Source organism: Amycolatopsis sp. NPDC004079 (assembly GCF_040610415.1).
Lineage (GTDB): Bacteria > Actinomycetota > Actinomycetes > Mycobacteriales > Pseudonocardiaceae > Amycolatopsis > Amycolatopsis halotolerans.
Genome location: NZ_JBEXMH010000077.1, coordinates 1 through 26,220, shown reverse-complemented (window position 1 = coordinate 26,220; position 26,220 = coordinate 1). Strand labels below are relative to the sequence as shown.

Genomic DNA, 26,220 nt, shown 5'->3' with positions numbered 1-26,220 from the left:
TGAGGGACGGAGTCGGCCGACTGGCTGGCAGCAAGGGCCGGAAGAACGAGGGCAGGGCGGGCCGGTCTCGGTTGACTGGAAGCCATGAACAGCGTGCGGAACAAGGCGGTACTGGCCGCGACCGGAATCGCGGCGCTGGCCACGGTCGCGTCGTGCGGCCTCGGCTCCTCGATCGAGGAGAAGTCGAACGGCCACGTGAAGGCGGTTTCCTACGACACCGGAAAACAGGGCAAGGCCAACCCGGACGCCCGGCTTCCGTCGTGGGTGCCCGACGACGCGAAGTCGGTCACCGAGCTGATCCGCACCACCGGTTCGGAGCGGATCCTGCGCTATCAACCAGGTCCGTCCGGGCTGCCGTCCCTGTGCAAGCCAGGAAAGGCCGAGGCGAAATCCCCGACGCTCACCGCGGATTGGTGGCCCGCGGGCGAGCACAAGCGGACGGACAAGGACTGCGGCGGCTGGCACGTCGCGGTCGAGAACGACGGCGTGTACGGGTATCAGGCCGAAACGGTGGCCAACGCGGACAAATAACAGTGGCCGCCCCGGAAAACCGGGGCGGCCACTGTCTGTCCTCTGTGGTCAGTTGGCGGGCGGGGTCAGCTTCAGCACCGTCGCGGTGGCTTGCCCGCGCGGGGTGCGGTAGCTGATTTCCTCGCCTGCCTTGGCCTTCGACAGCGCGATGCCGAGCGGGCTGTCCGAGGTGATCGCGTCCGCGTCCTCGCCGGGAAGGGTCACCACGGTGAACTCTTCCTCGTCACCGTCGGAAAAACGCAGCGAAACGCGCGTGCCGTCCGGAAGCAGCGAGCTGTCGTACGCGCCGTGCTCCAGCTTCGCGGTGACGTCGGCGATCTGCCGGTCCAGTCGCGCCGCTGCCTCGGCGCGGTCGATCACGTCCGCCTGGTCGGCGGCGTCCCCCGTGCGTTCCTGCTCGCCCGGCTGCGGCGACAGCGCCTCCCGTTGCGCACGCAGGTCCGCGATTTCCTTTTCCAGCTGACGGCGCGCCGCCTCGCTGAGCCCCTTGTCCCCTGAGATCACCATGCCGGGCATTGTCCGCTGCGCGGACCGGGGTGGCCAATCCGGTTTTTCACCCGCCGGAAGACGTTGGGACGACTGGCCTAGGATTCAGGGCTGCCGTCCTGACAAACGTAACGAGGATCACCGTGAGCGCCGTGCCTGGCCGCAGCACCCAGCTGTCGCCCAACCAATTGCAGAAGCAGGAACAGATCGTCGAAGCGGCTCGCAAGGTCCTCGCCCGCGAAGGACTCGGCGGCTGCACGGTACGCGCGATCGCGGAGGCCGGACCGCTCACCAAGAGCGCGATCCACTACTACTTCGCCGACATCGACGTGCTCATCGACCGGGCGATGGCCGCGCACATCAACACTTTCGCGGCGGATCTGCGCAAGGTCGCGGACAAGCACGCCGACCCGCGCAAACGGCTTTTCGCGGTGACCGAGGCCTACCTCGCCGAGTTCGCCGACCATCCGCGCGGCGCGTTCCTCTGGTTCGAGTACTGGATCGCCGCCGGCCGCGCGCAGCATCCGCAGGCGATCGACGCCATGCTCACCTCGATCACCGAACTGCTCGTCGAACTCCTCGTCCCGCTCGACGTCGACGACCCGCGCGCCCGTGCCCGCTCGCTGCTGAGCTACCTGCTCGGCGCGGTGGTGCAGCAGCGGGTCCGGCCGCGGTCGTCCGCGAGCCTCCGCGGCGACATCGAGGCGCTCTGCTTCGCCGGGTACCGCTGACGCCGCTTAGGCTCCCGGCATGCCTTTGTTCTCCTTGGACGGCGTCAGCCCGCAGGTCCACCCGGAAGCCTGGATCGCCCCCACCGCCACCCTGATCGGCAACGTGACCGTCGAGAAGGACGCTTCGGTCTGGTACGGCGCGGTGATCCGCGCGGACTTCGGCCCGATCGTCATCCGCGAGGGCGCGAACATCCAGGACAACTCGGTGATCCATTCCGGACCCGAGACGACCGAGGTCGGCCGCAACGTCACCGTCGGGCACCAGTGCCTCGTGCACGACTGCACGGTCGGCGAACAGGCGTTGATCGGCAACGGTTCCACGGTCCTCGACCGCGCGGTGATCGGACCGCGCGCGTTCGTCGCCGCGGGGTCGACGGTCACGCCGGGCACCGAGGTCCCGGCGGAGACGATCGCGATGGGCAGCCCGGCGAAGAAGTTCGTGGAACTCACCGATTCCGCGCGGGTGTGGGTCGACCACAACGCGGCGGTCTACCAGGAACTCGCCCGGCGGCATCGCGGCGGCCTCGAGCAGGTCTGAGCGCTTTCCCGAGGACCGGACGCGGGCTGGTGCGGTGCACTAAACTTCGTCCCGCAGCAGCGACTGGCGCCATTCAAGAGGTGGAGCACCACCGGGGAGCGACGACGAGGCCGGCACCGCGCGCCTGGGTGAGGGCCACTGCAGAGCCGGAGTACGCCATGACACACCAGCCCGCCTTGTCCGCACTGTCCTCGGCGGATCCGCGGATCGCCGGTCTCGTCGAGGACGAGGCCAAACGCCAGCACGACAAGATCCGCCTGATCGCGTCCGAGAACTACGTTTCGCAGGCGGTGCTCGAGGCCACCGGCAGCGTGCTCACCAACAAGTACTCCGAGGGCTACGCCGGCAAGCGCTACTACGAGGGCCAGCAGTTCATCGACCAGGTCGAGCAGGTGGCGATCGCGCGCGCGAAGGCGGTGTTCGGCGCGGACCACGCGAACGTCCAGCCGTACTCCGGCTCCCCGGCCAACCTCGCGGTGTACCTGGCGTTCGCCAAGCCGGGCGACACCGTGCTCGGCATGGCGCTGCCCGACGGCGGCCACCTCACGCACGGCTGGAGCGTGTCCGCCACCGGCAAGTGGTTCACGCCGGTCCGCTACGGCGTCCGCAAGGAAACCGGCCGCGTCGACCTCGACCAGGTCCGCGACCTCGCCCGCCAGCACCGGCCGAAGCTGATCTTCGCGGGCGGCACGGCCATCCCGCGCACCATCGACTTCCCGGCGTTCGCCGAGATCGCCCGCGAGGTCGACGCCGTGCTGGTCGCCGACATCGCGCACATCGCCGGCCTGATCGCGGGCGGCGCGCACCCGTCGCCGGTCGGCCACGCGCAGGTCATCACCACGACCACGCACAAGACTCTCCGCGGCCCGCGCGGCGCGATGATCCTTTCCGACGCCGACCACGCGAAGGCCGTCGACAAGGCGGTGTTCCCCGGCCTGCAGGGCGGCCCGCACAACCACACAACGGCCGCCATCGCGGTCGCGCTGGGGGAGGCGCAGCAGCCGTCGTTCTCCGAATACGCGCACACGATCGTCGCGAACGCCAAGGCACTGGCCGAAGCGCTGGTCGAGCGCGGCTACGACCTGGTTTCCGGCGGCACGGACAACCACCTGCTGCTGATCGACCTGACCAACAAGGCGGTGCCCGGCAAGCCCGCCGCGCAGGCGCTGGACCGCGCGGGCATCGAGCTGAACTACAACACCGTGCCGTTCGACCCGCGCAAGCCGTTCGACCCGTCCGGCATCCGGCTGGGCACGTCGGCGATCACCACGCGCGGGCTCAAGCCCGAGCACCAGGTGCAGGTCGCGGACTGGATCGACCGGACGGTGACCGCCGCGGCGGCGCAGCAGGACGGTGCGCTGGACGCGATCGCGGCGGAGATTCGCGAGTTCCTGCAGCCGTTCCCGATTCCGGGCTACGCCGAGTGACGTCGTGAGTGGCGATCGCGGTTCTCCCCGTGATCGCCACTCACGAGTTGTTGAGCCGAGCCGCCTGCCTGATCAAGTGCTCGCGCTCGGCTAGGTTCGGTGCCTTCTCCGCCGCCTCCCTGTACAGCCGCGCGGCCGTGGCCAGGTCTCCGTCGCGTTCGTGCAGGTACGCCGCTACCGCGTGATGCCGCGGCAGCTTGTCGTCCAATTCGGCGAGAGCTTTCAGCCCAGCGCGAGGCCCGTCCGCCTCGCCGACCGCGACCGCCCGGTTCAGCCGGACGATCGGGCTGTCGGTCAGGGCGAGAAGTTCGTCGTACCACTCGACGATCTGCACCCAGTCGGTTTCCTCCGCCGCGAGAGCGTCGGCGTGCAGCGCGGCAATGGCGGCTTGGGCCTGGTACTCGCCGAGCTGGTCGCGGGCCAGCGCTGCCTGCAGGATGTCGACGCCCTCGGCGATCAGCCGGGTGTCCCAAGCGCCGCGATCTTGCTCGGCAAGCGGCACGAGGCTGCCGTCCGGCTTCGTCCGCGCGGCCCGGCGCGCGTGGTGCAGCAGCATCAACGCGAGCAGTCCGGCCACTTCCGGATGGTCGAATCCCGCCGCGAGCTGCCGGGTGAGCCGGATGGCTTCGGCGGCGACGTCGAGTTCGCCGGAGTAGCCCTCGTTGAACACCAGATACAGCACGCGCAGCACGGTCGCGACATCGCCGGGCGCGTCGAACCGCACGCCGGACACCGTCTTCTTGGCCCGGCTGATCCGTTGCGCCATAGTCGCTTCCGGCACCAGGTACGCCTGCGCGATCTGTTTCGTGGTCAACCCGCCGACCGCGCGCAAGGTGAGCGCGACGGCCGACGACGGCGTCAAAGACGGGTGTGCGCACAGGAAATACAGCTGGAGCGAATCGTCCACTGCGGACGCCGGGCCGGGCCGCGGCTCGGCGTCGATCGCCACCTCCCGGCCCCGGCGCGAGGATTCCGACCGCGTGGCGTCGAGGAACCGGCGCCACGCGGCCGCGATGAGCCACGCCTTCGGGTCGCGCGGCGGATCTTCCCGCCACGCGTCCAGTGCGCGGATCAACGCTTCCTGCACGGCATCCTCGGCCGACGCGAAATCCGCTCCGCGCCGGACGAGGATGCCGATCACCGCGGGCACGAGTTCCCGCAGCAGTTCGTCGTTCACTCGGTCACCGAGGGCGTCACGCCGTAGAACGGGCGCAGTTCGAGCCATTCGTGGATCGGCTTGCTGTCCGCGCCGGGCGCCGCGGACAGCTCGCCGGCCAGTTCGACCGCGCGCTCGTAGCTGTCGACGTCGATGATCATCCAGCCCGCGATGACGTCCTTGGTCTCGGCGAACGGACCGTCGGTGACCGGCGGGCGGCCCTCGCCGTCGTAGCGGACCCACGCCCCTTCCGGCGACAGCGCCTGCTCGCTGACGAACTCGCCGGTCTCCACGAGCCGGTCCGCGAAGTCGCGCATGTACTGGATGTGGGCGGTGACCTCCTCGGGCGTCCACTGGTCCATGGGGACGTTGTTCACCGAGGCCGGCGCGCCGCGGTAGTGCTTGAGCAGCAGGTACTTGGCCATTGTGGTTCTCCTCCGTGCTGGTGACGGCTCGCTGCCGTCACGTTCGCGCCAGGGACGGAGCCGGTCGTCCGTTCTCGACATCGCCGGGCACGAGATTAGCGTCACACGATATTTGGTTGATGAATGCAAGCTTTTCGGGAACAGTTGTGGCGAGCAAGTAGTTGAGGGATACAAGCAAGTAACCCGGCACTGAGGGAGACCACCATGAGCGACACCGCCACTGCGGAAGGGGGCGCCACCACGAACGGACGGCTTTCACACCGGCAGATCCTCACGGTTCTGTCCGGACTGATGCTCGGCATGTTCCTGGCGGCCCTCGACCAGACCATCGTGTCCTCGGCGATGAAGACCATCGCCGACGAACTGCACGGCCAGAGCCTGCAGGCCTGGGCCACCACCGCCTACCTGATCACCGCGACGCTTTCCACGCCGCTGTACGGCAAGCTGTCCGACCTCTTCGGCCGCAAGCCGATGTACCTGACCGCGATCTCGCTGTTCCTCGCCGGTTCGCTGGCGAGCGCGATGGCCGGATCGATGTACGAACTGGCCGCGTTCCGCGCGTTCCAGGGCCTGGGTGCGGGCGGTCTGATGTCGCTCGCGCTGGCGATCATCACCGACATCACCTCGCCGCGGGAACGCAGCCGCTACCAGGGCTACTTCATGGCGGTCTTCGGCGTTTCGAGCGTCGCGGGCCCGGTCGTCGGCGGGTTCTTCGCCGGACTCGACTCGTTCGCCGGCCTCACCGGCTGGCGCTGGGTGTTCATGGTGAACGTCCCGATCGCGCTCGCCGCGCTGGTCGTCGTGAGCAAGGTGCTGAACCTCCCGCACACCCGCGTCGACCAGAAGGTCGACTTCCTCGGAGCCGGCGCGCTGACGCTGGGCCTCGTGCCGCTGCTGCTCGTTGCCGAGCAGGGCCGCGAATGGGGATGGGGTTCGCCCGCGTCGCTGGCGATGTACCTGGTCGGCGCGCTCGGCGTGGTGCTGTTCATCCTGCAGGAACGCCGGATGGGCGACGCCGCCCTGCTGCCGCTGCGGCTGTTCGGAAACGGGGTGTTCCGGGTGTCGACGCTGGTCACCGTGATCCAGGGCATCGGGATGTTCGGCGCGATGATGTCGCTGCCGCTGTACCTGCAGATCGTGAAGGGCGCGACGCCGACCCAGGCCGGGCTGCAGATGCTGCCGCTCACCCTCGGGATCATGGTCGCGAGCCTCGGCAGCGGACGGATCATCGCCCGCACCGGCCGGTACAAGGGCTTCGCGGTCGCCGGACTCGGCCTGATGGCCGCGGCGGTGTTCTCGTTCTCGATGATCGGCGTGGACACCGCGCTCGGCGTGGTCATGGCCATCGCGTTCGTGCTCGGACTGGGCCTCGGCTCGACCATGCAGACGCTGACCCTGGCCGCCACGAACGACGTCTCGCCCCGCGACATCGGCGTCGCGACCTCGTCGGTCACCTTCTTCCGGCAGATCGGCGGCACGGCGGGCACTGCGGTGTTCCTGTCGATCCTGTTCAGCACGGTCGGCGACCGGATCGCGGCGGCAGTGCGCTCGGCGATGGCCTCCCCGGCCTACACCGCGGCGCTGGCGCAGCACCCGGAGTTCGCGCGGCAGCTGGCCGGCGGCGGCCTCGACGTGAACGACACCTCGTTCCTGTCGACGCTCGACCCGGTGCTCGCCCGGCCGATCCTGGAAGGGTTCTCCAGCTCGATGAGCACGGTGTTCCTGATCGGCGGCGCGGTGCTGACCGTCGGGTTCGCGCTGGTCTGGCTGCTGCGGGAGAAGCCGCTCTCGGACAAGTCGGCGATGGAGCAGCGCGCCGAGCAGGAAGCGGGCGAACTGGCCCTCGCGGGCTGATCGGGAAGTAAAAAAGGGCCGTCCACCAGGCAGGTGGACGGCCCTTTTCGCGTTTGGCTCAGTGGTGCGCTTCGCCGTTGATCTCTTCCTTGGCGAGGCGGTCCGTCTCCCGCTCGTACGAGCGGGCGATCTCGGCCTCGGCCTCGGCGCGGCTCACCCAGGACGAGCCCTCGACGCTCTTGCCCGGCTCGAGGTCCTTGTAGACCTCGAAGAAGTGCTGGATCTCGAGCTTGTGGAACTCGTTCAGGTGGTGGATGTCGCGCAGGTGCTCGAGGCGCGGGTCGTTCGTCGGGACGGCGAGGACCTTGTCGTCCGGGCCCTTCTCGTCGGTCATCCGGAACATGCCGATCGCGCGGCAGCGGATCAGGCAGCCGGGGAACGTCGGCTCCTGGACCAGCACGAGCACGTCGAGCGGGTCGCCGTCCTGGCCGAGCGTGTCGTCGATGAAGCCGTAGTCGGCCGGGTACTGGGTCGCGGTGAACAGGGTCCGGTCGAGCTTGATCCGACCGGTCTTGTGATCGACCTCGTACTTGTTGCGCTCCCCCTTGGGGATTTCGATCGTGACGTCGAATTCCACGGCCGTCCTCGCTGCTTCTTGACTCTCGGTGTCCCACGCGCTCGTGGGCGGCAACCTAATGACCTCGTTGACGTCACTAGTGTGGACTACGCCCCGTCGGCGGGTCGCGCCGATGTCGGCCAGACGGCATGTGACCTTGGCCCCTCCGGGGGCGGGTGAGAAGGAGTGGTGGGTGCCGGAAAACGACCAGCCGAGGTGGCCCACGGGCGACGAGGACACCTCGTCCCAGGCGGACCGGGCGACCTCCCGCCTTCCCCTGCCCAAGCGCGACGCGGGAGCCACCGCGCAGCTTTCCGTGCCGAACGTCACACCGGGCGACGGGCCGGGATCGTGGTTCCGGCCGAACGTCCCGCCCGAGGAGGTCCCCGGCCTCAACGCGCCCTCGGACGCTCCCGCCGCGCCGCCGGAACCGCCCCGGTCGAACCTCGCGGACCGGATGAGCGGCACCTCGGTGCCCGCGTCGTCCGGTCGCGCTGAGGAGCCGAAACCGCAGGCGCCGTGGGTGCCGGTGGAGGGGCCGACCCGGTTCGTGGCCGGGGTGCCGCGACCTGGGGACAACGCCGGTCGTCCGGATGCCGAGGCGACGGTTCAGTCGTCGACGGTCGGTTCCGCCGAGGGCGCGGCGGAGAAGACTTTCCAGGTTTCGCAGCAGCAGCGGAGGCCGTCGGCGGAGGGGGCCGCGGAGCGGACGGTCCGCGCGCAGCCGAACGTTTCGCCTGGTCAGCAGCAGGATTCCGCGCCCGCGTGGCAGGCCGCGCGGAAACCGGGGAACTCGCTGTTCGAGCCCGCTGGAACTGGGTCTGGTTCTGGGGCTTCCGGCGACGGGCAGGGGTGGAATCCGTTCCAGTCCGGCCAGCCTGCTCAATCCAGTCAGTCGGGTCAGTCGGGTCAGCCCGCTGGGACGGGCGAGCCCGCGGGCAAGCCGGGGCAGTTCGCCGCGTTCCGGGACGAAACGCCGGGAACTGGCGACAACAGCCAGGGCTGGGCGGCGTTCCGCCCGATCGTCGCGCGGGACGAACAGGGGGAGGAACCGCCCAAGGAGGGCTGGGGCGCGTTCCGCAACGACTCCGGCTCCGGCGAATCCGGTGCCGCCGGCCAGTCCGGTCAGGCGCAGTCCGGTCGGGGTGACGCTGGTGCTCAGCCGGGTCGTGGCGGGGACGACCGGACTGGTTTCCGGAGCGAAGCCGGTGGCTCAGGCCAGGCGCGGTCCGGCCGAACCGGCGAGGAGTCGCAGGAGAACTGGACCGGCTTCCGAGGCGAATCCGGCTCGGTCCCAGGGTCCGCCGCCGCGCGGCTCAACCCCGGCCAGCCTGGTCGTGCCGAGTCCCAGGAAAACTGGGCGGCCAACCAGGGGTCGTCCAGCCGTGCCGGAGACGAGTCCCGGGAGAACTGGGCCGCCAGCTCCAACCAAGGGCCGTCCAGCCGTGCCGGAGACGAGTCGCAGGCGAGCCGGAACGAATCCGAACCGTGGTCGCAGCAGATCGAAATCCCGGTCCGCCCCGGGCTGCCCGAACCGCAGCCCGGCACCGTCCCGCCCGCGGGAGCTGGGCACGTGCGGCCGATGCGGATCGATCCGGCCGGTGGTCAGTTCCCGGCGGAGGCGACCGTCGGGATTCCGCGTCCGCCCGAGGGCTTCCTGAACCAGGGGCCGTCCGAGGCGACCGTCGGCATTCCCGCGCAGGCCGAAGGCTTCGCGGAACGCCCAGGTCCGGAGCAGATTCAGCCGCGCAATGCCGCGGAGCAGTACCCGCCGGAGCCGCCTGCTGGCGCCGGACCGGTCCCGCCCGCGGACGACGCGCCTCGGCCTGAGGGGAAGAAGCCGCGCCGGAAGGAGTTGATCCTGGCGCTCGTCGTGCTGCTCCTGCTGGCCGCCGCGGGTGGCGCGTCGGCCGTGCCCGCCGTGTCGAACCGGCTCGGGTTGCCGTGGGCGCCGAACGCGCCGAAGGGCAGCGAACCCGACCCCTCCGACGCCAGCCTCGCGCTGCACGGCCCGGACACCTCCGCACAGGGACCGTCCGCGAACGGGGTCGGCTCGAAGCTGTCCGGTCCCGCCGGTGCGGCAGCGCTTTCCCAGCTCAGCGGCAGTGTGATCGACCCGGCCAGCGGCACCGTGCTGTGGGACCACGCGTCGAACACCCCGCTGACCCCGGCGTCGACCACGAAGATCCTCACCGTCTCCGCGGCGCTGCTCGCGATGGAACCGACGAAGCGGATCTCCACCAAGATCGTCCAGGGCGCGCAGCCGGGCACGGTCGTCATCGTCGGCGGCGGCGACCCGTCGCTCACCGCGCTGCCGGTCGGCACCGATTCGCCGCTCTATCCAGGCGCGGCGCACGTCGACGACCTCGTCAACCAGGTCAAGAAGGCAGGCGGCAACGTCACGAAGGTCCAGCTCGACGCGAGCGCCTTCAGCGGTCCGAACACCGCGCCGGGCTGGGAACCGGGGGACGCGCCGTCGCTGTACGGCGCTCCGATCGTCCCGGCCATGACCGACGGCGGACGCGGCAACCCGAAGGTCGACGAGACCATGCGCTCGGGCAACCCGGGTACCGCGCTCACGCAGCTCGTCGCGGACAAACTCGGCGCGAGCCCGGCCGGCGCCGCCAAGGCTCCGGACGGCGCGAAGGTGCTCGGCGAAGTCCAGTCGGCTCCGCTGCCGGACCTCGCGTACGCGCTGCTGCAGATCTCCGACAACGTGCTCGCCGACTCGCTCGGCCGCCAGGTCGCGATGGCCACCGGCGGGGAAGCGTCGTTCGCCGGTGCCTCCGCCGCGGTGAAGAAGGTGTTGGCGGACCACGGTTTCGACGTCAACGGCCTTCAGCTGTTCGACACGAGTGGACTGTCCAATCAGAACAAGGTGCCCGCCAGGCTGCTGGCGCAGGTGCTCGCCGCGGCGGCCGGTCCGGACGGCAAGGACCCGAACACGCCGAAGCTGCGTCCGCTGCTGGCTGGCCTGCCGGTCGCGGGCAGCCCGGAAGGCACGCTGCACGGCCGGTACCACTCGGGTGAGACCCAGGGCGGCAGGGGCTGGGTGCGGGCCAAGACCGGCACGCTCACCGGCGTCAACACCCTCGCGGGGTATGTGCTCGACAGCGACAACCGCGTGCTCGCCTTCGCGTTCATGTCCAACGGCTCGGAGAAGAATTCGGGACAGGCGGCGCTCGACGTGCTGGCGACGGCCTTGCGGGGCTGCGGCTGCAAGTAGCCCGCACTGAGCCGACTCGCTGAACCCGCTCGGCTGAGCTGCCCACAATTCCGGACCGGAAGGTAGCGTCGGAGGGGTGAGCCAGGAAACCGAGACCCGACGGCGGCCCATGGTCGACTGGGACCGGGCAGCCGCCACCGGCGCGCTGCTGGTGCGCGGCGGCCCGCAGGTCGCCCGCGGCGAGGCCGACCGCGCGGTGGTCGACCTGCGGGAGCTGACCGCCGAGGCGGAGGGGCACGTCCGCGAGCTGACCGGCCTCGGCCTCGACCTGCCGCTGCTGCCCGGCACCGTGGTGGACCGGCCCGGCTGGGTCCGGTCCGCGGCGTCCGGTCTCGGCGAGCTCACCGGCCGCGCCCTGCCAGCTGCGCAAGGCGGCCCGCTCGGCCCGATCCTGGCGTCCGGCGCCGGCGTGCAGACCGGGCTGCTGCTCGCGTTCCTGGCTTCCCGCGTGCTCGGCCAGTACGACCCGTTCGGCGGCGAGGAGAAAAAGGGCGAGCTGCTGCTCGTCGCGCCGAACGTGGTGGCCGCCGAACGCGCGATGAAGGTGCCCGCGCGCGATTTCCGGCTGTGGGTCTGCCTGCACGAATGCACGCACCGGCTGCAGTTCACCGCGGTGCCGTGGCTGCGCGACTACTTCGCCGACGAGGTCGAACGGCTCGTGTCCGGGCTGGCGGAGAGTTCCACCGACGGCCTGGCCGAACTGGTCGGCAGGCTGCCCGACGCGCTGCGCAATCGCGGCAAGGGCGGCGGCATCGCGGAGTTGCTGCAGTCACCGAAGGAGCGTTCGGTTTTCGACCGGCTGCTGGCGTTGTCCACGCTGCTGGAAGGCCACGCGGACTACGTGATGGACGCGGTCGGTCCGCAGGTCGTGCCCAGTGTCGAACAGATCCGGGCTCGGTTCACCGCGCGTCGCCAGGGCGGCGGGCTTTTCGACCGGCTGCTGCGCGCGGTGCTCGGTCTCGACGCGAAGATCCGCCAGTACGAGGAAGGCGCGAAGTTCACGCGGCACGTGGTGGACGCGGTCGGGATGGACGGGTTCAACAAGGTTTGGCGCTCGCCGAACACGTTGCCGACTCGCACCGAGATCGCCGACCCCGCGGCCTGGGTGCGGCGACTGCACGGGTGAGTGCGCTCGCCGCGGTCCGGACAGCGGTTCGCGATTTCCTCGCGACGGTCGCTGTCCCCGGCGAAGTGTGCGTCGCGGTGTCGGGCGGCGCGGACTCCCTAGCGCTCGCTGAAGCGACGGCGTACGTGCTTCGGCACCGAGACGTCCGTACACGGGCGCTCGTCGTCGACCATGGTCTTCAGGCCGATTCAGCCGTCGTTGCCGCCGAAGCAGCGACAGTGGTGAAGGGCGTCGGCATCGACGTCGTCGAGGTGCATGCTGTGCACGTCGTAGGCAAAGGCGGTCCCGAAGCAGCCGCGCGCGCCGCGAGGTACCACGCGCTGCGCGAAGCGTTGCCAAACGGCGAAGGGCTCGTGCTGCTCGGCCACACCCAGGACGACCAAGCCGAGACAGTGCTGCTCGGTCTAGGCCGCGGCTCCGGACCGCGGTCGCTCGCCGGAATGCGTCCGCACGATCCGCCGTGGGGCCGTCCGCTGCTCGGCGTCACTCGCGCGCAAACCGTTGCGGCGTGCGCAGAACTCGGCCTGGAGCCGTGGCAAGACCCGCACAACGCCGATCCCCGCTTCACCCGCGTACGGCTGCGTACGGAAGCACTGCCGCTCCTGGAGGACGTGCTGTCGGGTGGAGTCGCTCCAGCTTTAGCCCGTACGGCCGCACAGCTGCGCGAAGACACCGAGGCGTTGGACACACTCGCTGCGCGCGTGCATGAGCGCGCGGCCCGCGAAGACGACCTCGACGTAGCCGTGCTTGCAGCCGAGCCCGCTGCGCTGCGCAGACGGGTTCTCCGCAGGTGGCTGCTGGACTCCGGGGTCCGCGAGCTCACCGACGCGCACCTGCGTTCGGTCGACGCGCTCGTGGCCCGCTGGCGGGGGCAGGGCGGGGTCTGGCTGCCAGGCAACTTGGAGGCTCGACGGCGGCGTGGCAGGCTTTCGCTTGCCGGACCCGAACCCACCACCCGAGGGGAATGACCCGTGTACGAGGGCGAGATCGCCTCCGTGCTCATCACCGAGCAGCAGATCAAAGACAAGATCGCGGAGCTGGCGGCGAAGATCGCCGCGGACCACCCGGAAAACGGCCAGGGCGACCTCCTCCTGGTCGGCGTCCTCAAGGGCGCCGTCATGTTCATGACCGACTTCGCGCGGGCGCTTCCGGTGCCGACGCAGCTGGAGTTCATGGCCGTGTCGTCCTACGGGTCGTCGACCTCGTCGTCGGGGGTGGTGCGGATCTTGAAGGACCTCGACCGCGACATCGCCGGCCGCGATGTCCTGATCGTCGAGGACATCGTCGACTCCGGGCTCACCCTGTCCTGGCTGCTGAAGAACCTGGCGAGCCGGAACCCGGCCTCGCTCGAGGTCGTCTCGCTGCTGCGCAAGCCGGAAGCCGTGAAGGTCGAGGTGCCGGTCAAATACATCGGCTTCGACATCCCCAACGAGTTCGTCGTCGGCTACGGCCTCGACTACGCCGAGCGCTACCGCGACCTGCCCTACATCGGCACGCTCGATCCGCACGTCTACACGTCCGGATAGTCCGGTTCAGCACGGTTCACGGTAATACTTTCGGGTGCGGAACCTAGAAGCCCGAAATCGCGTCATAGGGCTCGACCAGGTGCGTTAACCTATGCGAAGACCTATTGCCATGCGGACGAGTGACACCAGCCGACGGGCTGGTCCTCGCGCGGGGGAACGGAGAGAGGGCAGATGGGCAACAACAGCTCGGCGGATGCCGCGGCGTTCAAGAACGCCGCTGTCAACGGCCAGGTCGGCATCGACCCGGATGCCGCGCAGACCGTGCTGAAGAAGATCCGGACCGGTCGGGACGCGGTCGAAGCTCTCCTGAACAGCGCGGGCACGCTCGCGCAGCCGCCGAAGCTCGGCGCGAACCCGGTCGGCAAGGCGATGGCGACCAAGTTCGTGCAGCGCGCCGACGGCGGCGGCGACTCCTACTCGTCCGCGCTGCAGAACCTGCTCGGCCAGTACCAGGCGGCGGAGGAAGGCATCGTCGCGGCGATGGCCCGCTACCACGAGATCGACCAGTCCGCCGGCGACCCGTTCCGCAACAAGGCCTGACGTCCTAGGGGGATCACGCAGTCATGGCACCGAACACCAACACCTCGGCCCCGGGCGGCACCGCCTCGGACGGATCGGGCTACAACACCTCCGGCTACGGCACGTCGTCCTCGGTCCCCGCGCCCGGCTCCGCCGTCGCGATGGGCTCGAACTCGGCCGCCAACGACATCGTCGCGTCCGCGCGCAGCGGCTCCGGCGGCTTCGAGATCGGCGGCGACCGCGCCATCGGCAACCCGCCGAACTGGCAGTCGCAGGAAAGCCAGCAGCTCTACATCGGCGCGACCACGGACAACGACCCGGGCACCGCCGAGTCCACCGGGCAGCACTGGACCAAGCACGGCACCGAGCTGAAGCAGGCGTCCGACGACCTGTACACCGCGATCGGCGAACTGGGCAACGTCTGGGTCGGCCACGGTGCGGCGGGTGCGCAGGGCGCGCTCGTGGCGATCGCCAACTCGGGCACGCAGGCCTCCGACGCCGCGCACACGATGGCCGACAAGCTCGCCCGGCAGGCCGCCGCGGCCGCCGAGGTCAAGAAGATGCCGGCCCCGCGCGACTACGACCCGAAGCAGGCCATGACGGCCGCGCTCGCGGGCGGCCCGGCCGCGATGGCCGCGGACCAGAAGGCGCAGGCGGACGCCGCGAACGACGTCAAGGCGCAGCAGGTCGCGTTCTTCAACGCCTACACCCAGGCGATGAGCGAGGTCGACGGCTCGACCCCGAGCTTCGGCCCGGATTCGCTCGGCATGAAGCCGACCGCGAACCACTTCAACGGCAACTCGTTCACCAACGTCAACGACATCGGCCACACCGACGGCCCCGGCGCGCTCGGCTCCCCGGGCAGCTTCGGCACGGTCGGAGCGCACGGCGCGGTCGGCGGCGCGGGTGTCGCCGGGCACGGCGCTCCGGCGCACGTCTCGGCCGACTCGGGCAAGTACGGCACCTCCGGTCTCGAGGGCGGCGCGCTCGCCGGCGGCCCCGGCGTGGGTACGGGCGTTGGCGCCGGTTCCGGCGTCGGCGCGGCCCCGGCCGCTCCGGCCCCCGCGAGCACGGGCGGCAGCGGCCTCGGTTCCGCGCTCGGCCTCGGCGCCATCGGCGCGGGCGCCGGTCTCGCCGGCGGCAAGCTCGGCGAGGGCAACCGCAGCGGTTCGCGCAAGGAGGAGGAAGGCAAGACCTCCGCCGCGTCCGAGCACCAGAACGGGCAGAGCGCGGCGTCGGCGGCTCCGCAGCAGCAGGGCGTGGTCCCGGCGGGCGGCACCATCGGCCAGTCCCAGGGCGGCATGAGCCCGATGGGCGGCATGGGCGGCGGTGCGGGCGCGCACGGCGCGGGCCAGGAGGACGAGGAGCACACGCACGCTTCGTTCCTCATCGAGCCGGACCCGGACGACGCGTTCGGGGCCAACGAGGCCACCCCGCCGCCGGTCATCGGCGCGTGGTCGGACGACGACAACTGACGCAGTGCTCGCGGGCGCGTGACCGGAAGCGGTCACGCGCCCGCGAGCGTTCGCAAACACTCGGGGTAGGGGGTTGGTCGATGCCGAACGCGGAGCTGCTCGCGCCGATCGAGGTGGACTTCCTGTGGGAGTCGGCCGGTTTGGGCGAGCTGCCGTATCCGCTGCGGATCCGTTCGCACGGCGCGACGCTGGACGAGCGCTCGGCGCTGCGCACGCGCACGCTCGGCGCGCTCGCCGACCGGGGGCTCGCCGACGACCGCGGCAGGCCCGCTCCGCACGTCGAGGACTACTTCGGCATCCTCGCCTCGCCGGACATCAGCCTCGACACCGTCCAGCTGCTCGACCCGAACGGCGAACCGCTGCTCGCGGTCGCGGGCAGCGCCAACGGCGACGGCCTGTTCGCCGTGCAGGACCAGCGCGGGCTGCACCTGCACCCGTGCGCGCCGGACGGCCTGGCCACGGCGATCATTTCGCTCCTGCCGGGCGCTCCGCGCGGAACCGAAAAGTCGATCACCGTGCCGCTGGAGCAGCTGGTCGGTGCGTCCGGGGTGGACTTCATGCAGCGGCGCGGCAACCAGGTCGACGCCTCCGGCCGCGCGAGCGTCGACGAGGACCGCAAGGCTCTCGCCCGGCTGCACGCCCAGCAGCGCCTGCGCGGCGGCCAGATCGGCGCGAACGCCCGCAACCGGCTCGGCGGACGCAGCCGGTCGACCGTGCTGAGCTGGTTCGACACCGAAACCGGCCGGTACTTCACGCAAGCAAGCCAGGGTCACGACGGACGCGACTGGATCACCATCGCCCCCGCCGACCCGGCGACGCTGCGGCACCGGCTCGGCGAAATGCTCGCCGGGGTGGCCGACCAGGCCAGCGCGGGCGCGTTCTGACCCAGCTGAAACCGCCCCAACGCGGTTCTCTCCGCAAAGGTCCGTGAGGGGAACCCTGAGGGAATCAGAGTCCGTGAGGGTTCCCCTCACGGACCTCGGCATCGCGGGCATCGCGCCGGGCCAGCCGACCGGGGTGGGAACGCCCGCGCGCTACTGGCTGAAACCGCCCCAATGCCACATTGGGTGCGCTGAACGCACCGAACGCCACATTGGGTGCGCGGGATGCACCCAATGTGGCGTCGGGGCGCTTGAAGACTGCCGATCCGGCGCTACGCTGGGCCGGAGATCGTTGACCGGAGGGTGAGCAGCACCGGATGCACCAAGAGTTCTTCTCGCCGCTGGCATTCGACTTCCTGTGGGAGTCGGCCGAGCTGGGCGAGCTGCCCTACCCGCTGCGCGTGCGCTCGCACGGCGCGACCGAGAACGAGCGCGTGTCGCTGCGGCACCGGGTCGACACCGAGCTGAAAGCCCGCGGCGTCCGCGATTCCCGCGGCCGGATCGAGCCGGACGTCGAGGACTGGCTGACGTTGCTCGCTCGTGCCCCGCACTCCATCGACGCGCTGCACATCCCGCAGTTCGAGGCGCATCCGGTCGCGCTGCTCGCCGCGGGCGACGAGCGCACCGGCGTGGTCGCGATCCAGGACGCGGACGGCATCTGGCTGCGCGAGACCCAGCCGGATGCGCTGGTGTCCACGATCGTCGAACTGCTGCCGGGCGGCCCGCGCGGCAGTGAGGCGTCGGTCACGCTTCCGCTGGACGAGGCGCTGCACACCCAGCCGATCCGGGTGCCGGTCGCGGCGGGCGGCGGCCAGCCCGAGGAAAAGGGCGGACGGCGGGCGAAACGCCAGTCGCTCAGCGAGCGCGCCACTGTCGACCCGCGCGAGACCTACGGGCTCATCGCGGGCCAGCCGCGGCTGCGCGGAGGTCAGCTCGCAGCGAACAGCCGATCCCAGCTGGGACACCGGCAGCGGTCCCGGGTTCTCGGCTGGTTCGACACCGCCACCGGACGGTATTTGAGCTTGTCGAGGGCGGGTTCGGACGGCCGCGAATGGGTCACCGTCGCTCCGGCGGACCCGGCGACACTGCGGAGCAGGCTGGGTGAAATGGTGGCTTCAGTGGCGGTCGACACCCGATAACCGGGTGACGTGTCGTCCCGGAACGGGAACCCTCGCGCGGGATTGGCCGTTGACCTGCGAGAGGCTCGCCAGGCTTCCCCGCCCGCCCGGACGGTACCCTGGTGGGACGGGTGCCCTGCGGCGCCCACGGGTTGTCAAGATCGCGATGGCGGGTATCACAAGAGCCGCCCAACCAGGGAGGGTCGAGGCCGCAAGGGCCGAGTCGTATGAACCGGAAGAGCGTGCTCAGGAACCCACTGCTGTGGATCGTCGCGGGGTTGCTGGCGTTGTTCGCCTACAACACGATCTTCGACAGCGATCGTGGCTACACCCAGGCTCCTATCTCCACGGCGATGCAGCAGGTCAAGGCCGGCCACGTCAAGGAAGCGAGCCTCGAGGACAAGGAGCAGCAGCTCAAACTGCTGCTCACGCAGAAGATCGACATCGAGGGGCAGCAGACCGACCAGGTCGTCGCGCAGTTCCCCGGCGGTGCGACCGACGACATCTACAAAGAGCTCCTCGGCGCGAACGTCGACAACCAGGCGAACCATCCGATCAAGTTCACCACCAAGGTCACCCAGCAGAGCCTGCTGACCCAGATCCTGATCTTCGCGATCCCGCTGGCGCTGGTGCTCGGCCTGCTGATGTGGATGATGAACAACGCCCAGGGCGGCGGGAACCGCGTCCTGAACTTCGGCAAGTCGAAGGCGAAGCAGCTCAACAAGGACATGCCGAAGACGACCTTCGGCGACGTCGCGGGCGCTGACGAAGCGGTCGAAGAGCTGTACGAGATCAAGGACTTCCTGCAGAACCCGGCGCGTTACCAGGCGCTCGGCGCGAAGATTCCGAAGGGCGTGCTGCTCTACGGGCCGCCCGGCACCGGCAAGACGCTGCTCGCGCGTGCTGTCGCGGGCGAGGCGGGCGTGCCGTTCTACACGATCTCCGGTTCGGACTTCGTCGAGATGTTCGTCGGTGTCGGCGCCTCGCGTGTCCGCGACCTGTTCGAGCAGGCGAAGCAGAACGCGCCGTGCATCATCTTCGTGGACGAGATCGACGCGGTCGGCCGCCAGCGCGGCGCCGGCCTCGGCGGCGGCCACGACGAGCGCGAGCAGACGCTGAACCAGCTGCTGGTCGAGATGGACGGCTTCGACGCCCGCGGCGGCATCATCCTGATCGCGGCCACCAACCGCCCGGACATCCTGGACCCGGCGCTGCTGCGCCCTGGCCGGTTCGACCGGCAGATCCCGGTGTCCGCGCCGGACCTGCTCGGCCGCAAGGCGATCCTCGAGGTGCACGCCAAGGGCAAGCCGATCGCGCAGGGCACCGACCTGACCGGGCTGGCGAAGCGCACCGTCGGCATGTCCGGCGCGGACCTGGCCAACGTGCTGAACGAGGCCGCGCTGCTCACCGCCCGCGAGAACGGGCACGTGATCACCGACGTCGCGCTCGAGGAATCGGTCGACCGGGTGGTCGGCGGTCCCGCGCGCAAGAGCCGGATCATCTCCGAGAAGGAGAAGAAGATCACGGCCTACCACGAGGGCGGGCACGCGCTCGCCGCGTGGGCGATGCCGGACATCGAACCGGTGTACAAGCTGACGATCCTGCCTCGCGGCCGTACCGGCGGGCACGCTCTGCTGGTGCCCGAGGACGACAAGCAGCTGATGACCCGGTCGGAGATGATCGGCCGGCTGGTGTTCGCGATGGGCGGCCGCACGGCCGAGGAGCTCGTCTTCCACGAGCCCACCACCGGTGCGTCCTCGGACATCGAGCAGGCGACCAAGATCGCTCGCGCTATGGTCACCGAGTACGGCATGAGCGCTCGGCTGGGCGCGGTGAAGTACGGCCAGGAGCAGGGCGACCCGTTCCTCGGCCGGTCCGCCGGACGGCAGGCCGACTACTCGCTCGAGGTGGCGCACGAGATCGACGAGGAGGTGCGCAAGCTCATCGAGACCGCGCACACCGAGGCGTGGCACGTGCTGAACACCTACCGCGACGTGCTCGACAACCTGGTCATGGAGCTGCTGGAGAAGGAAACGCTGCAGCGCAAGGACCTCGAGCGGATCTTCGCGACCGTCGAGAAGCGCCCGCACATCACCGTCTTCAACGAGTTCGGCGAGCGCACGCCGTCGGACAAGCCGCCGATCAAGACCCCGGGCGAGCTGGCGATGGAGCGCGGCGAGCCGTGGCCGCCGCCTGCTCCGGAGAAGGAAAAGCCCGCTCTGCAGCCCGCTCCGACCCCGGTCGGCACGGCCCCTGGCGCGGGTGAGCTTCCCGGCGGCCCGCCGTATCAGGCTCCGGACCCGAACGCGAACCCGTACGCCCCGCCCGCCAACGGCGGACGTCCGGCGGGCGGGCCGAACGGCACCGGCCGCTGGGGCCAGCCGTATGGTGGTCAGCAGCAGCCGGGCGGTCCGGCAGGCGGCGGCTACCAGCCCGGTGGCCATGGCGGTGCGCAGAGCGGACCGCCGAACTACGGGGCGCCTCCGGGCTGGACCCCGGCGACGTCCCCGGGCGGCCAGCAGCCGTGGCGCCCCGCCGAAGACCGTCCGCGTGAGCAGGGCTGGTTCGCCGACGGCGCGAACGGCCAGCAGCCGGACGAGGGGCAGCATCGGCGTGACGTCGACGGAACAGACAAGCAGTAAAGACGGCATCCGCCCGGTCTTCGATCAGGACCGGGCGGAGCGCGCCGTTCGCGAGCTGCTGCTCGCCTGCGGCGAAGACCCGGATCGGGACGGTCTCCAGGACACCCCGGCCCGGGTCGCTCGCGCTTACCAGGAGATGTTCGCCGGCCTCTACACCGATCCGGACGAGGTGCTGGCGAAGACGTTCGACGAATCGCACGAGGAGCTCGTGCTCGTCACGGACATCCCGATGTATTCCAACTGTGAACACCACCTCCTCCCGTTCCACGGGGTAGCTCACGTCGGCTACATCCCGAACGGCGAGGGCAAGGTCACCGGGCTCTCGAAGCTCGCCCGGCTGGTCGATCTCTACGCTCGTCGCCCGCAGGTGCAGGAGCGGCTCACCTCGCAGATCGCCGACGCACTCGTGCGGAGGCTGGAGCCGCGCGGCGTGATCGTGGTCGTCGAGGCGGAGCATCTGTGCATGTCGGTGCGCGGGATCCGCAAGCCCGGGTCGCGCACCACCACGTCGGCGGTGCGCGGGATGCTGCGGTCGTCCGCGACGTCGCGCGCCGAGGCGATCGAGCTGATCCGGGGGCGCCGGTGATCCCCCGGCCGGGGCGGTGCGCCGTGATGGGCGTGCTGAACGTGACGCCGGATTCGTTCTCCGACGGCGGCCGGTACCTCGACGTCGACCAGGCGCTGGAGCACGCGCGCGAGATGTGGGCGCGCGGCGCGGACCTGATCGACGTCGGCGGCGAGTCGACGCGGCCGGGTGCCTCGCGGGTCGACGCGGAGACCGAGGCCGCGCGCATTCTGCCGGTGATCCGGCAACTGGCTTCCGAAGGCGTCGTGTTGTCGGTCGACACCACGCGGGCCGCCGTCGCCGAAGCCGCGGTGGCGGCCGGCGCGAAGGTGATCAACGACGTGTCCGGCGGGCTCGCCGATCCGGCGATGGGGCGAGTCGCGGCGGAAACCAAGGTGCCGTGGGTGTTGATGCACTGGCGCGGGCACAGCAAGGACATGAACGCGTTGGCCACGTATGCCGACGTCGTCGCCGAAGTGCGCGGCGAGCTGCTGGAGCGGGTCGACGAGGCGATCGCGGCCGGGGTTGCCGACAGCGAGATCGTGCTCGACCCCGGCCTCGGGTTCGCGAAGCACGCCGAGCACGACTGGGCGTTGCTGCACGGGCTGAATTCGTTGCTGGACTTGGGTTTCCCGGTCTTGGTCGGTGCTTCGCGCAAACGCTTCCTCGGTCGGCTGCTGTCCGGAAAGGACGGAGTGCCGAGGCCGCCGGACGGCCGCGAGGTCGCCACCGCGTCGATCTCGGCGCTGGCCGCCGCGGCCGGCGCTTGGGGGGTGCGGGTGCACGAGGTGGGGGCTTCACTGGACGCTGTGGCGGTGGCCGCAGCCTGGCAGCAAGGACGGGCCGATGGCTGACCGCATCACGCTCACGGGGTTGCGCGTGTTCGGCCGACATGGCGTCTTCGAGCACGAGAAGCGCGACGGGCAGGAATTCGGCATCGACATCGTCGCGTGGCTCGACCTCGGGCCCGCCGCGGCGTCGGACGACCTGACCAAGACGCTGCACTACGGCGAATTGGCCGAGCTGGCGGCGGGGATCGTCGCCGGGGAGCCGTACGACCTGATCGAAAGCGTCGCCGGGAAGATCGCCGACGAGGTCATGCGCGACGACCGGCTGACCGCCGTCGAGGTCACCGTGCACAAGCCGTCCGCGCCGATTCCGCTGACCTTCGACGACGTCGCGGTCACCGTCCGGCGGGAGCGGTGAGCCGCGCGGTCCTGTCGCTGGGCTCCAACCTCGGCGACCGGCTCGGCTATCTGCGGAGCGCGGTTGACGCGGTGCGCCCGGCGCTCGTCGCGGTGTCCGGGGTGTACGAGACGAAGGCCTGGGGCGTCGAGGACCAACCCGATTTCCTGAACGCGCTGTGCATCGTCGACGACCCGGCGCGCGACCACTGGGAGTGGCTGCGCGCCGGGCAGGCTGCCGAACAGGCGGCAGGCCGGGTGCGCGAACTGCGCTGGGGCCCGCGCACGCTCGATGTCGACATAGTGACAGTGCAGGGCGTGACGTCCGACGATCCGGAGCTGCTCCTGCCGCACCCCGGGACCCCGGACCGGGCGAGCGTGCTGATCCCGTGGCTCGAGATCGACCCGGACGCCGAGGTCCCCGGGCACGGCCGGGCCGCCGACCTGCTCGCCCGGCTGCCGGAAGCCGACCGGGCGGGCGTCGTCCTGCGACCCGACCTCACCTTGTCGTGAGTGGCTAGGCCGGTTCTGACCGGCTCCGCCACTCACGACGATCGGGAACCCGCTGGTAGAAGCTGCGTCCGGTCGGCGGGTCCGGCCTCGGCTTGTCGTGAGCGGCTGCGCCGGTTCTAACCGGCGCAGGCACTCACGAGGCCCGCAGCGCCGCCAGCAGGAACTGCACCTCGTCCTGCTTGCTGGGGATGGCGGGCCAGCCGTTGATCGTCGCGAGCAACTGCCAGTACCGCTCGGCGCGCGGATCCGCCCCCACGGCGATTCCGTCGGCCATCTTGTAACGGACAGCCGGGTCGGCCGGGTCCTGGTCCGGGCGGGCCGAGGCGGTCGCGATCGCGTCCGCCAGCGCCCGTCCGGCCGGGGAGTCCGGCGCGTGGCCCGCGTCGAGCGCGGACCGGGCGTCGGTCATCCAAGCCGCCCAGTTTTCCTGCTGGGCCTTTGTCGGCTGCTCGTACTCGCCCGCTTCCCGCGCGGTCGAATGCCGTTCGCTCATCGTGCGGATGGACTGCCGGAACCCGGGGTCCTGCACGAGTTCGGCGAACTCGATCCAGGCCTCCAGCTGTTCCGGAGCCGGATCATCCGGAAGATCCGGTTTCGCCGACTGCATTCGCGCGTAGAACTCGGGATCGACATCGAGCCCCTCCATCATTTCGGACCAGAACTCGTCCACCAAACGGCGGCGTTCCTCGTCCGGCATTTGGGCGATGCGATTCATCAGTTTCACTTCCTCCAGCTCGGAATCCCGTTTCAGCACCGCGCGCAATACCGCGCGGCGCAGCCGCAACCGCCGGATCTGCTCGTCCAGAGCGTCGACGTGGCTCGTCGCCAGGTCGCGCACCGTCGTCTCGCGCGCCAATGCGCGGGACACCTCGGGCAGGCCGATGCCCAGCTCGCGCAGCGTCCGCACCAGCTCCAGCCGGGCGAGCGCGTGCGCGTCGTACAGCCGGTAGCCGGCACCGGTCCGCTGCGTGGGCGGGAGCAGGCCCTCGTCGGAGTAGAACCGGATGGTCTTCACCGGCAGCCCGGTGCGCCGGGACAGTTCGCCGATCGTGAAGACCGTGGTGGCAGGCATGTCAGGCATCGTGGAGTCTCCAGTCGCTGGAGAGTCAAGCCTGCCAGAACGGGCTCGGTACGGTGGAGTCATGCACTTCACGCGGTCCCGGGACCTGGTCGTGGCCGCGGTCCTCGGCCTCGCCGTGGTCTACGTGCTGTTCCAGGCCGCTTACGGCGATCTGCCGCAGCTGCCCTTGCTCGCCGGGGTGACCTTCGCGGTGCTCGCGATCGCCGAGGCCGGTTTGGCCCTGTCGATCCGGTCGCGGATCAAGTCGGGCCAGGTCCACGGCGACGCGGTCGGGATCGCGCGGGCGGTCGCGCTGGCGAAGGCGTCTTCGCTGGCCGGGGCGTTTCTGGGCGGCGGCTGGATCGCCGCGTTCGGCTATGTTTTCCCGCGACGTGACGAACTCGTCGCCGCGGTCTCCGACAGCAAGTCGGCGGTCGTCGGGGCGGTGTCGGCGGCGCTGCTCGTAGCTGCCGGTTTGTGGCTCGAGCACTGCTGCCGGACGCCGCCGGAGGACCGTCGGTCCCCGACCGGTTAACGCCTCGATGGCACCGCTCGAAGTACCGACTAGGTCTCATTCGGATCACCGGAAGGTACGGTGTCAGGCATGACTGGCGTGGGTGACGACTCGCATGGCCGCCGCGCTGGCGGGCCGTGGCTTGTCGCCGGATTGCTCCTCGCCGTCGGCGCCACCGTGGTTTTGGTGCTGAGCGACGACCTCCGGTACCTCCGGCTCGGGATCGTCGCGGCGCTCTGGGCTGCCCTGATCGGCGCCTTCCTCGCTGTTCGCGCCCGCAAGAACGCGGCGCACAGCGAGGACGCGGTCGCCGAGGCGCAGGCGGTGTACGAACTGGAGCTGGAACGCGAAATCGCGGCCCGGCGGGAGTACGAGCTCGAACTCGAGACGGAAACGCGCGAGGCCGCGCAGGCACAGTCACGAGAAGAATTGGATGCGCTGCGTGCCGAAGTGGCTGCGCTGCGCGAAAGTCTGCATTCGCTGTTCGGCGGCGAAGTGCTGCTGGAACGCGTCGCGCTCACCGCGCAGGCGACTCGGATGCGCTCGTTGAACGACGAGCAGCGCCTCGTTTCCGCTGGTTCTGAGACCAAGAACGGCAATGGCAAGAAACCGGCTCAGCTGCTCGCTCCGAAAAAGCAGGTGGTCGATGTTCCGGAGCGGCCGACCGAATTCATGGACCGGGTGCTCGACGCGACACCCGCGGAGCGTCGCCGTCCGCCGGTGAACGGCGGCGCCAATGGGGCCGCGAAGACCAATGGCGCCAATGGGACTTCCGGCGCGAACGGCTCGATCAGCGCTGGATTGAACGGTTCCGGTCCGAATGGCGACCGGTCGACCCAGTTGCGTACCCAGCAGATGCCGCGGTTGAAGCCGAAGCGTCCGGAACCGCCCGCCGAGCCGGAGCCGTTCGAGGACGACGTCGAATCGGAGAGCCCGGTTCCGCGCGGTGGTCGCGATTCTCGGGCCAGCCTGGCGGAGGCGTTCGTGCCTCGTGGCGGCCGTGGCGACGCGGGGCCGCATGAGGGGCGGGCGAGTGTCGCGGACGCGTTTGCCGCGCGTGAGCCGCGAAATGGTGCGCCGGAAGCGCATGCTGAGCGGCCGTCCGCTCGCGGTGGTGCGCCGGAGGCTGGCCCTCGTGGGGGTGCGCCGAAGCCGCGCGCGGATCGTGCGCCGGAGCCGTACGAGGCCGAGCGTCGTTCGGCAAGCGAGTCTGGTTCACACGTGATTCCGGAAGCGTTTGAGCAGGACGTTCCTGAGCGTGGGCAGCGGAATGTGACTGAGCCGTTGCCGCGGGAGGCTGAGCGGGCCCGTGGTTCGTTCGGGCAGGGGCCGCGGGCAGCCCGGCCGCAGAATGATGCGCCGGAGCCTGCTCGTCGGCCGGTCGCCGAGGCGCAGCCGACTCGGACTGTCGCGCCGGTGAGCAAGCCGGAACCGCCGGTCAAGGAGGAGCGGCCGGTGCCTCGGCTGGCGGCTCGGCCTGCTCCGCAGCGGCCGGAGGAGCGGCCGGAACCTGCTGAGCGGACTGCGATTTCCCGGCCTGCTGAGCCGGTCGCGCATCGGCGTGCTGAGGCTGCCCCGAAGAAGGTGGAGAAACCGGTGGTGGAGAAGGAGACCGCGGCTGAGCCGCAGACTCGTGCGCCGTCTCGGCTGGAGCAGTTCTCCCGGTCTGATTTGTCGCCGTTGGCTGAGGACACGCCTACTGGGCGGCATGGGGCTCCGGGGGCGGATGCGGTTAACCCGACTTTGCCGGAGTCGGTTCGGAGTTCGGTCGGCAGCGGGTCTGGAGGGCGGCGGCGTCGGCCGGAAGCTGAGGCTGCTCCAGTGGCTTCTGGGGGGCGTCGGCGGCGGCCAGAGGGGGAGCCTCCTGCTTGGGAGGCTTCTGCTGCTGAGGAGAGCGAAGAGGCTGCGCATGGGCGGCGGGCCGCGGACACTGGGCACCATGCGTCTGGGCGGTCTGTGACGGAATTGCTTGCGGCTAATGGGAAGACTGAGGGGAGTCCTCGGCGGCGGCGTCGGGCTGAGGATTAATTCTTCTTTTGGCTCGTCGCCTGGGGGCGACATTGCGCCCTTGGTTGCGTGGGGCACCCCGAAGCTGATTGTGACGACGGCGCGGGGGGGGGGGGGTTAGTGTGGTGGAATGAAGTTAATAAAAACACCACCCCCGAAC

The 26,220-nt window shown here is 70.4% G+C and carries 25 protein-coding genes; 20 read left to right on the top strand and 5 right to left on the bottom strand.

Annotated features, from left to right (window positions below; genetic code table 11):
- Window positions 1–84 precede the first annotated feature (84 nt).
- Window positions 85–531, top strand: a complete 447-nt coding sequence (locus ABZX37_RS42800; protein ID WP_354749693.1) for a hypothetical protein — start codon at window positions 85–87, stop codon at window positions 529–531.
- Between the two features lie 48 nt (window positions 532–579).
- On the opposite strand, the gene ABZX37_RS42795 is transcribed toward ABZX37_RS42800, so the two are convergent.
- Window positions 580–1,038 carry a GreA/GreB family elongation factor gene (locus ABZX37_RS42795; protein WP_344265572.1) on the bottom strand — a complete coding sequence of 153 codons (459 nt, stop codon included), beginning with the start codon at window positions 1,036–1,038 and terminating at the stop codon, window positions 580–582.
- A gap of 122 nt (window positions 1,039–1,160) precedes the next feature.
- Here ABZX37_RS42795 and ABZX37_RS42790 point away from each other — a divergent pair, with 122 nt between their 5' ends.
- From ABZX37_RS42790 to glyA, 3 genes are all read left to right on the top strand, one after another.
- On the top strand, window positions 1,161–1,748 hold the full coding sequence (locus ABZX37_RS42790; protein ID WP_354749690.1) for a TetR family transcriptional regulator: 588 nt from the start codon (window positions 1,161–1,163) through the stop codon (window positions 1,746–1,748).
- 19 nt (window positions 1,749–1,767) lie between these two features.
- Window positions 1,768–2,286, top strand: coding sequence for a gamma carbonic anhydrase family protein (locus ABZX37_RS42785; protein WP_354749689.1), 519 nt, complete (start codon window positions 1,768–1,770; stop codon window positions 2,284–2,286).
- A 158-nt stretch (window positions 2,287–2,444) separates the two neighbouring features.
- Complete coding sequence (glyA, locus tag ABZX37_RS42780) at window positions 2,445–3,713, top strand: serine hydroxymethyltransferase (protein WP_354749687.1); 1,269 nt, start codon at window positions 2,445–2,447, stop codon at window positions 3,711–3,713.
- A 40-nt stretch (window positions 3,714–3,753) separates the two neighbouring features.
- Here glyA and ABZX37_RS42775 read toward each other — a convergent pair whose 3' ends face one another.
- On the bottom strand, window positions 3,754–4,890 hold the full coding sequence (locus tag ABZX37_RS42775) for a sigma-70 family RNA polymerase sigma factor (protein ID WP_354749685.1): 1,137 nt from the start codon (window positions 4,888–4,890) through the stop codon (window positions 3,754–3,756).
- Window positions 4,887–5,294: a YciI family protein gene (locus ABZX37_RS42770; protein ID WP_354749683.1), complete on the bottom strand. Its 408-nt coding sequence runs from the start codon at window positions 5,292–5,294 to the stop codon at window positions 4,887–4,889. Before ABZX37_RS42770 ends, ABZX37_RS42775 begins: the two co-directional genes overlap by 4 nt.
- Window positions 5,295–5,498: 204 nt before the next feature.
- Between ABZX37_RS42770 and ABZX37_RS42765 the strand changes: the two genes are divergently transcribed.
- Window positions 5,499–7,148 carry an MDR family MFS transporter gene (locus tag ABZX37_RS42765; RefSeq protein ID WP_354749681.1) on the top strand — a complete coding sequence of 550 codons (1,650 nt, stop codon included), beginning with the start codon at window positions 5,499–5,501 and terminating at the stop codon, window positions 7,146–7,148.
- Between the two features lie 58 nt (window positions 7,149–7,206).
- Here the strand turns inward: ABZX37_RS42765 and ABZX37_RS42760 are convergent, their stop codons facing one another.
- Window positions 7,207–7,725, bottom strand: a complete 519-nt coding sequence (locus ABZX37_RS42760; protein ID WP_020664239.1) for an inorganic diphosphatase — start codon at window positions 7,723–7,725, stop codon at window positions 7,207–7,209.
- A gap of 172 nt (window positions 7,726–7,897) precedes the next feature.
- On the opposite strand from ABZX37_RS42760, the gene dacB reads away from it, so the two are divergent.
- The 13 genes from dacB (at window position 7,898) to folK (ending at window position 22,479) form a co-directional block, all read left to right on the top strand.
- Window positions 7,898–10,930: a D-alanyl-D-alanine carboxypeptidase/D-alanyl-D-alanine-endopeptidase gene (gene dacB, locus ABZX37_RS42755; protein WP_354749679.1), complete on the top strand. Its 3,033-nt coding sequence runs from the start codon at window positions 7,898–7,900 to the stop codon at window positions 10,928–10,930.
- Between the two features lie 109 nt (window positions 10,931–11,039).
- Window positions 11,040–12,056, top strand: coding sequence for a zinc-dependent metalloprotease (locus tag ABZX37_RS42750; RefSeq protein WP_354749719.1), 1,017 nt, complete (start codon window positions 11,040–11,042; stop codon window positions 12,054–12,056).
- Window positions 12,053–13,024 carry a tRNA lysidine(34) synthetase TilS gene (tilS, locus tag ABZX37_RS42745; RefSeq protein WP_354749677.1) on the top strand — a complete coding sequence of 324 codons (972 nt, stop codon included), beginning with the start codon at window positions 12,053–12,055 and terminating at the stop codon, window positions 13,022–13,024. Before ABZX37_RS42750 ends, tilS begins: the two co-directional genes overlap by 4 nt.
- A gap of 3 nt (window positions 13,025–13,027) precedes the next feature.
- Window positions 13,028–13,582, top strand: coding sequence for a hypoxanthine phosphoribosyltransferase (gene hpt / locus ABZX37_RS42740; protein WP_037369179.1), 555 nt, complete (start codon window positions 13,028–13,030; stop codon window positions 13,580–13,582).
- Between the two features lie 171 nt (window positions 13,583–13,753).
- Entirely contained in the window at window positions 13,754–14,122 is a 369-nt protein-coding gene (locus tag ABZX37_RS42735) for a hypothetical protein (RefSeq protein ID WP_067576922.1), read from the top strand.
- A gap of 140 nt (window positions 14,123–14,262) precedes the next feature.
- Window positions 14,263–15,576, top strand: coding sequence for a hypothetical protein (locus ABZX37_RS42730; protein ID WP_354749717.1), 1,314 nt, complete (start codon window positions 14,263–14,265; stop codon window positions 15,574–15,576).
- Between the two features lie 80 nt (window positions 15,577–15,656).
- Window positions 15,657–16,460 (top strand): ESX secretion-associated protein EspG, encoded by an 804-nt coding sequence (locus tag ABZX37_RS42725; protein WP_354749675.1) that lies wholly within the window; start codon window positions 15,657–15,659, stop codon window positions 16,458–16,460.
- A gap of 314 nt (window positions 16,461–16,774) precedes the next feature.
- A complete protein-coding gene (locus ABZX37_RS42720; RefSeq protein WP_354749673.1) occupies window positions 16,775–17,596 on the top strand; it encodes an ESX secretion-associated protein EspG in 822 nt (273 codons plus the stop codon).
- Between the two features lie 206 nt (window positions 17,597–17,802).
- Window positions 17,803–20,217 carry an ATP-dependent zinc metalloprotease FtsH gene (ftsH, locus tag ABZX37_RS42715; RefSeq protein WP_354749671.1) on the top strand — a complete coding sequence of 805 codons (2,415 nt, stop codon included), beginning with the start codon at window positions 17,803–17,805 and terminating at the stop codon, window positions 20,215–20,217.
- Window positions 20,189–20,803, top strand: a complete 615-nt coding sequence (folE, locus tag ABZX37_RS42710) for a GTP cyclohydrolase I FolE (protein ID WP_354749669.1) — start codon at window positions 20,189–20,191, stop codon at window positions 20,801–20,803. Before ftsH ends, folE begins: the two co-directional genes overlap by 29 nt.
- Before the next feature lie 26 nt (window positions 20,804–20,829).
- A complete protein-coding gene (gene folP / locus ABZX37_RS42705; protein ID WP_354749667.1) occupies window positions 20,830–21,636 on the top strand; it encodes a dihydropteroate synthase in 807 nt (268 codons plus the stop codon).
- Window positions 21,629–21,988, top strand: coding sequence for a dihydroneopterin aldolase (gene folB, locus ABZX37_RS42700; RefSeq protein WP_344265523.1), 360 nt, complete (start codon window positions 21,629–21,631; stop codon window positions 21,986–21,988). Before folP ends, folB begins: the two co-directional genes overlap by 8 nt.
- Window positions 21,985–22,479, top strand: coding sequence for a 2-amino-4-hydroxy-6-hydroxymethyldihydropteridine diphosphokinase (gene folK, locus ABZX37_RS42695; protein ID WP_354749665.1), 495 nt, complete (start codon window positions 21,985–21,987; stop codon window positions 22,477–22,479). The genes folB and folK overlap by 4 nt, the downstream gene beginning before the upstream one ends.
- A gap of 133 nt (window positions 22,480–22,612) precedes the next feature.
- Here the strand turns inward: folK and ABZX37_RS42690 are convergent, their stop codons facing one another.
- Complete coding sequence (locus tag ABZX37_RS42690) at window positions 22,613–23,560, bottom strand: MerR family transcriptional regulator (protein WP_354749663.1); 948 nt, start codon at window positions 23,558–23,560, stop codon at window positions 22,613–22,615.
- 61 nt (window positions 23,561–23,621) lie between these two features.
- On the opposite strand from ABZX37_RS42690, the gene ABZX37_RS42685 reads away from it, so the two are divergent.
- Both ABZX37_RS42685 and ABZX37_RS42680 read left to right on the top strand, forming a co-directional pair.
- Window positions 23,622–24,074 (top strand): DUF3180 domain-containing protein, encoded by a 453-nt coding sequence (locus tag ABZX37_RS42685; protein ID WP_354749661.1) that lies wholly within the window; start codon window positions 23,622–23,624, stop codon window positions 24,072–24,074.
- A gap of 69 nt (window positions 24,075–24,143) precedes the next feature.
- Entirely contained in the window at window positions 24,144–26,081 is a 1,938-nt protein-coding gene (locus ABZX37_RS42680; protein WP_354749659.1) for a DUF6779 domain-containing protein, read from the top strand.
- Window positions 26,082–26,220 lie beyond the last annotated feature (139 nt).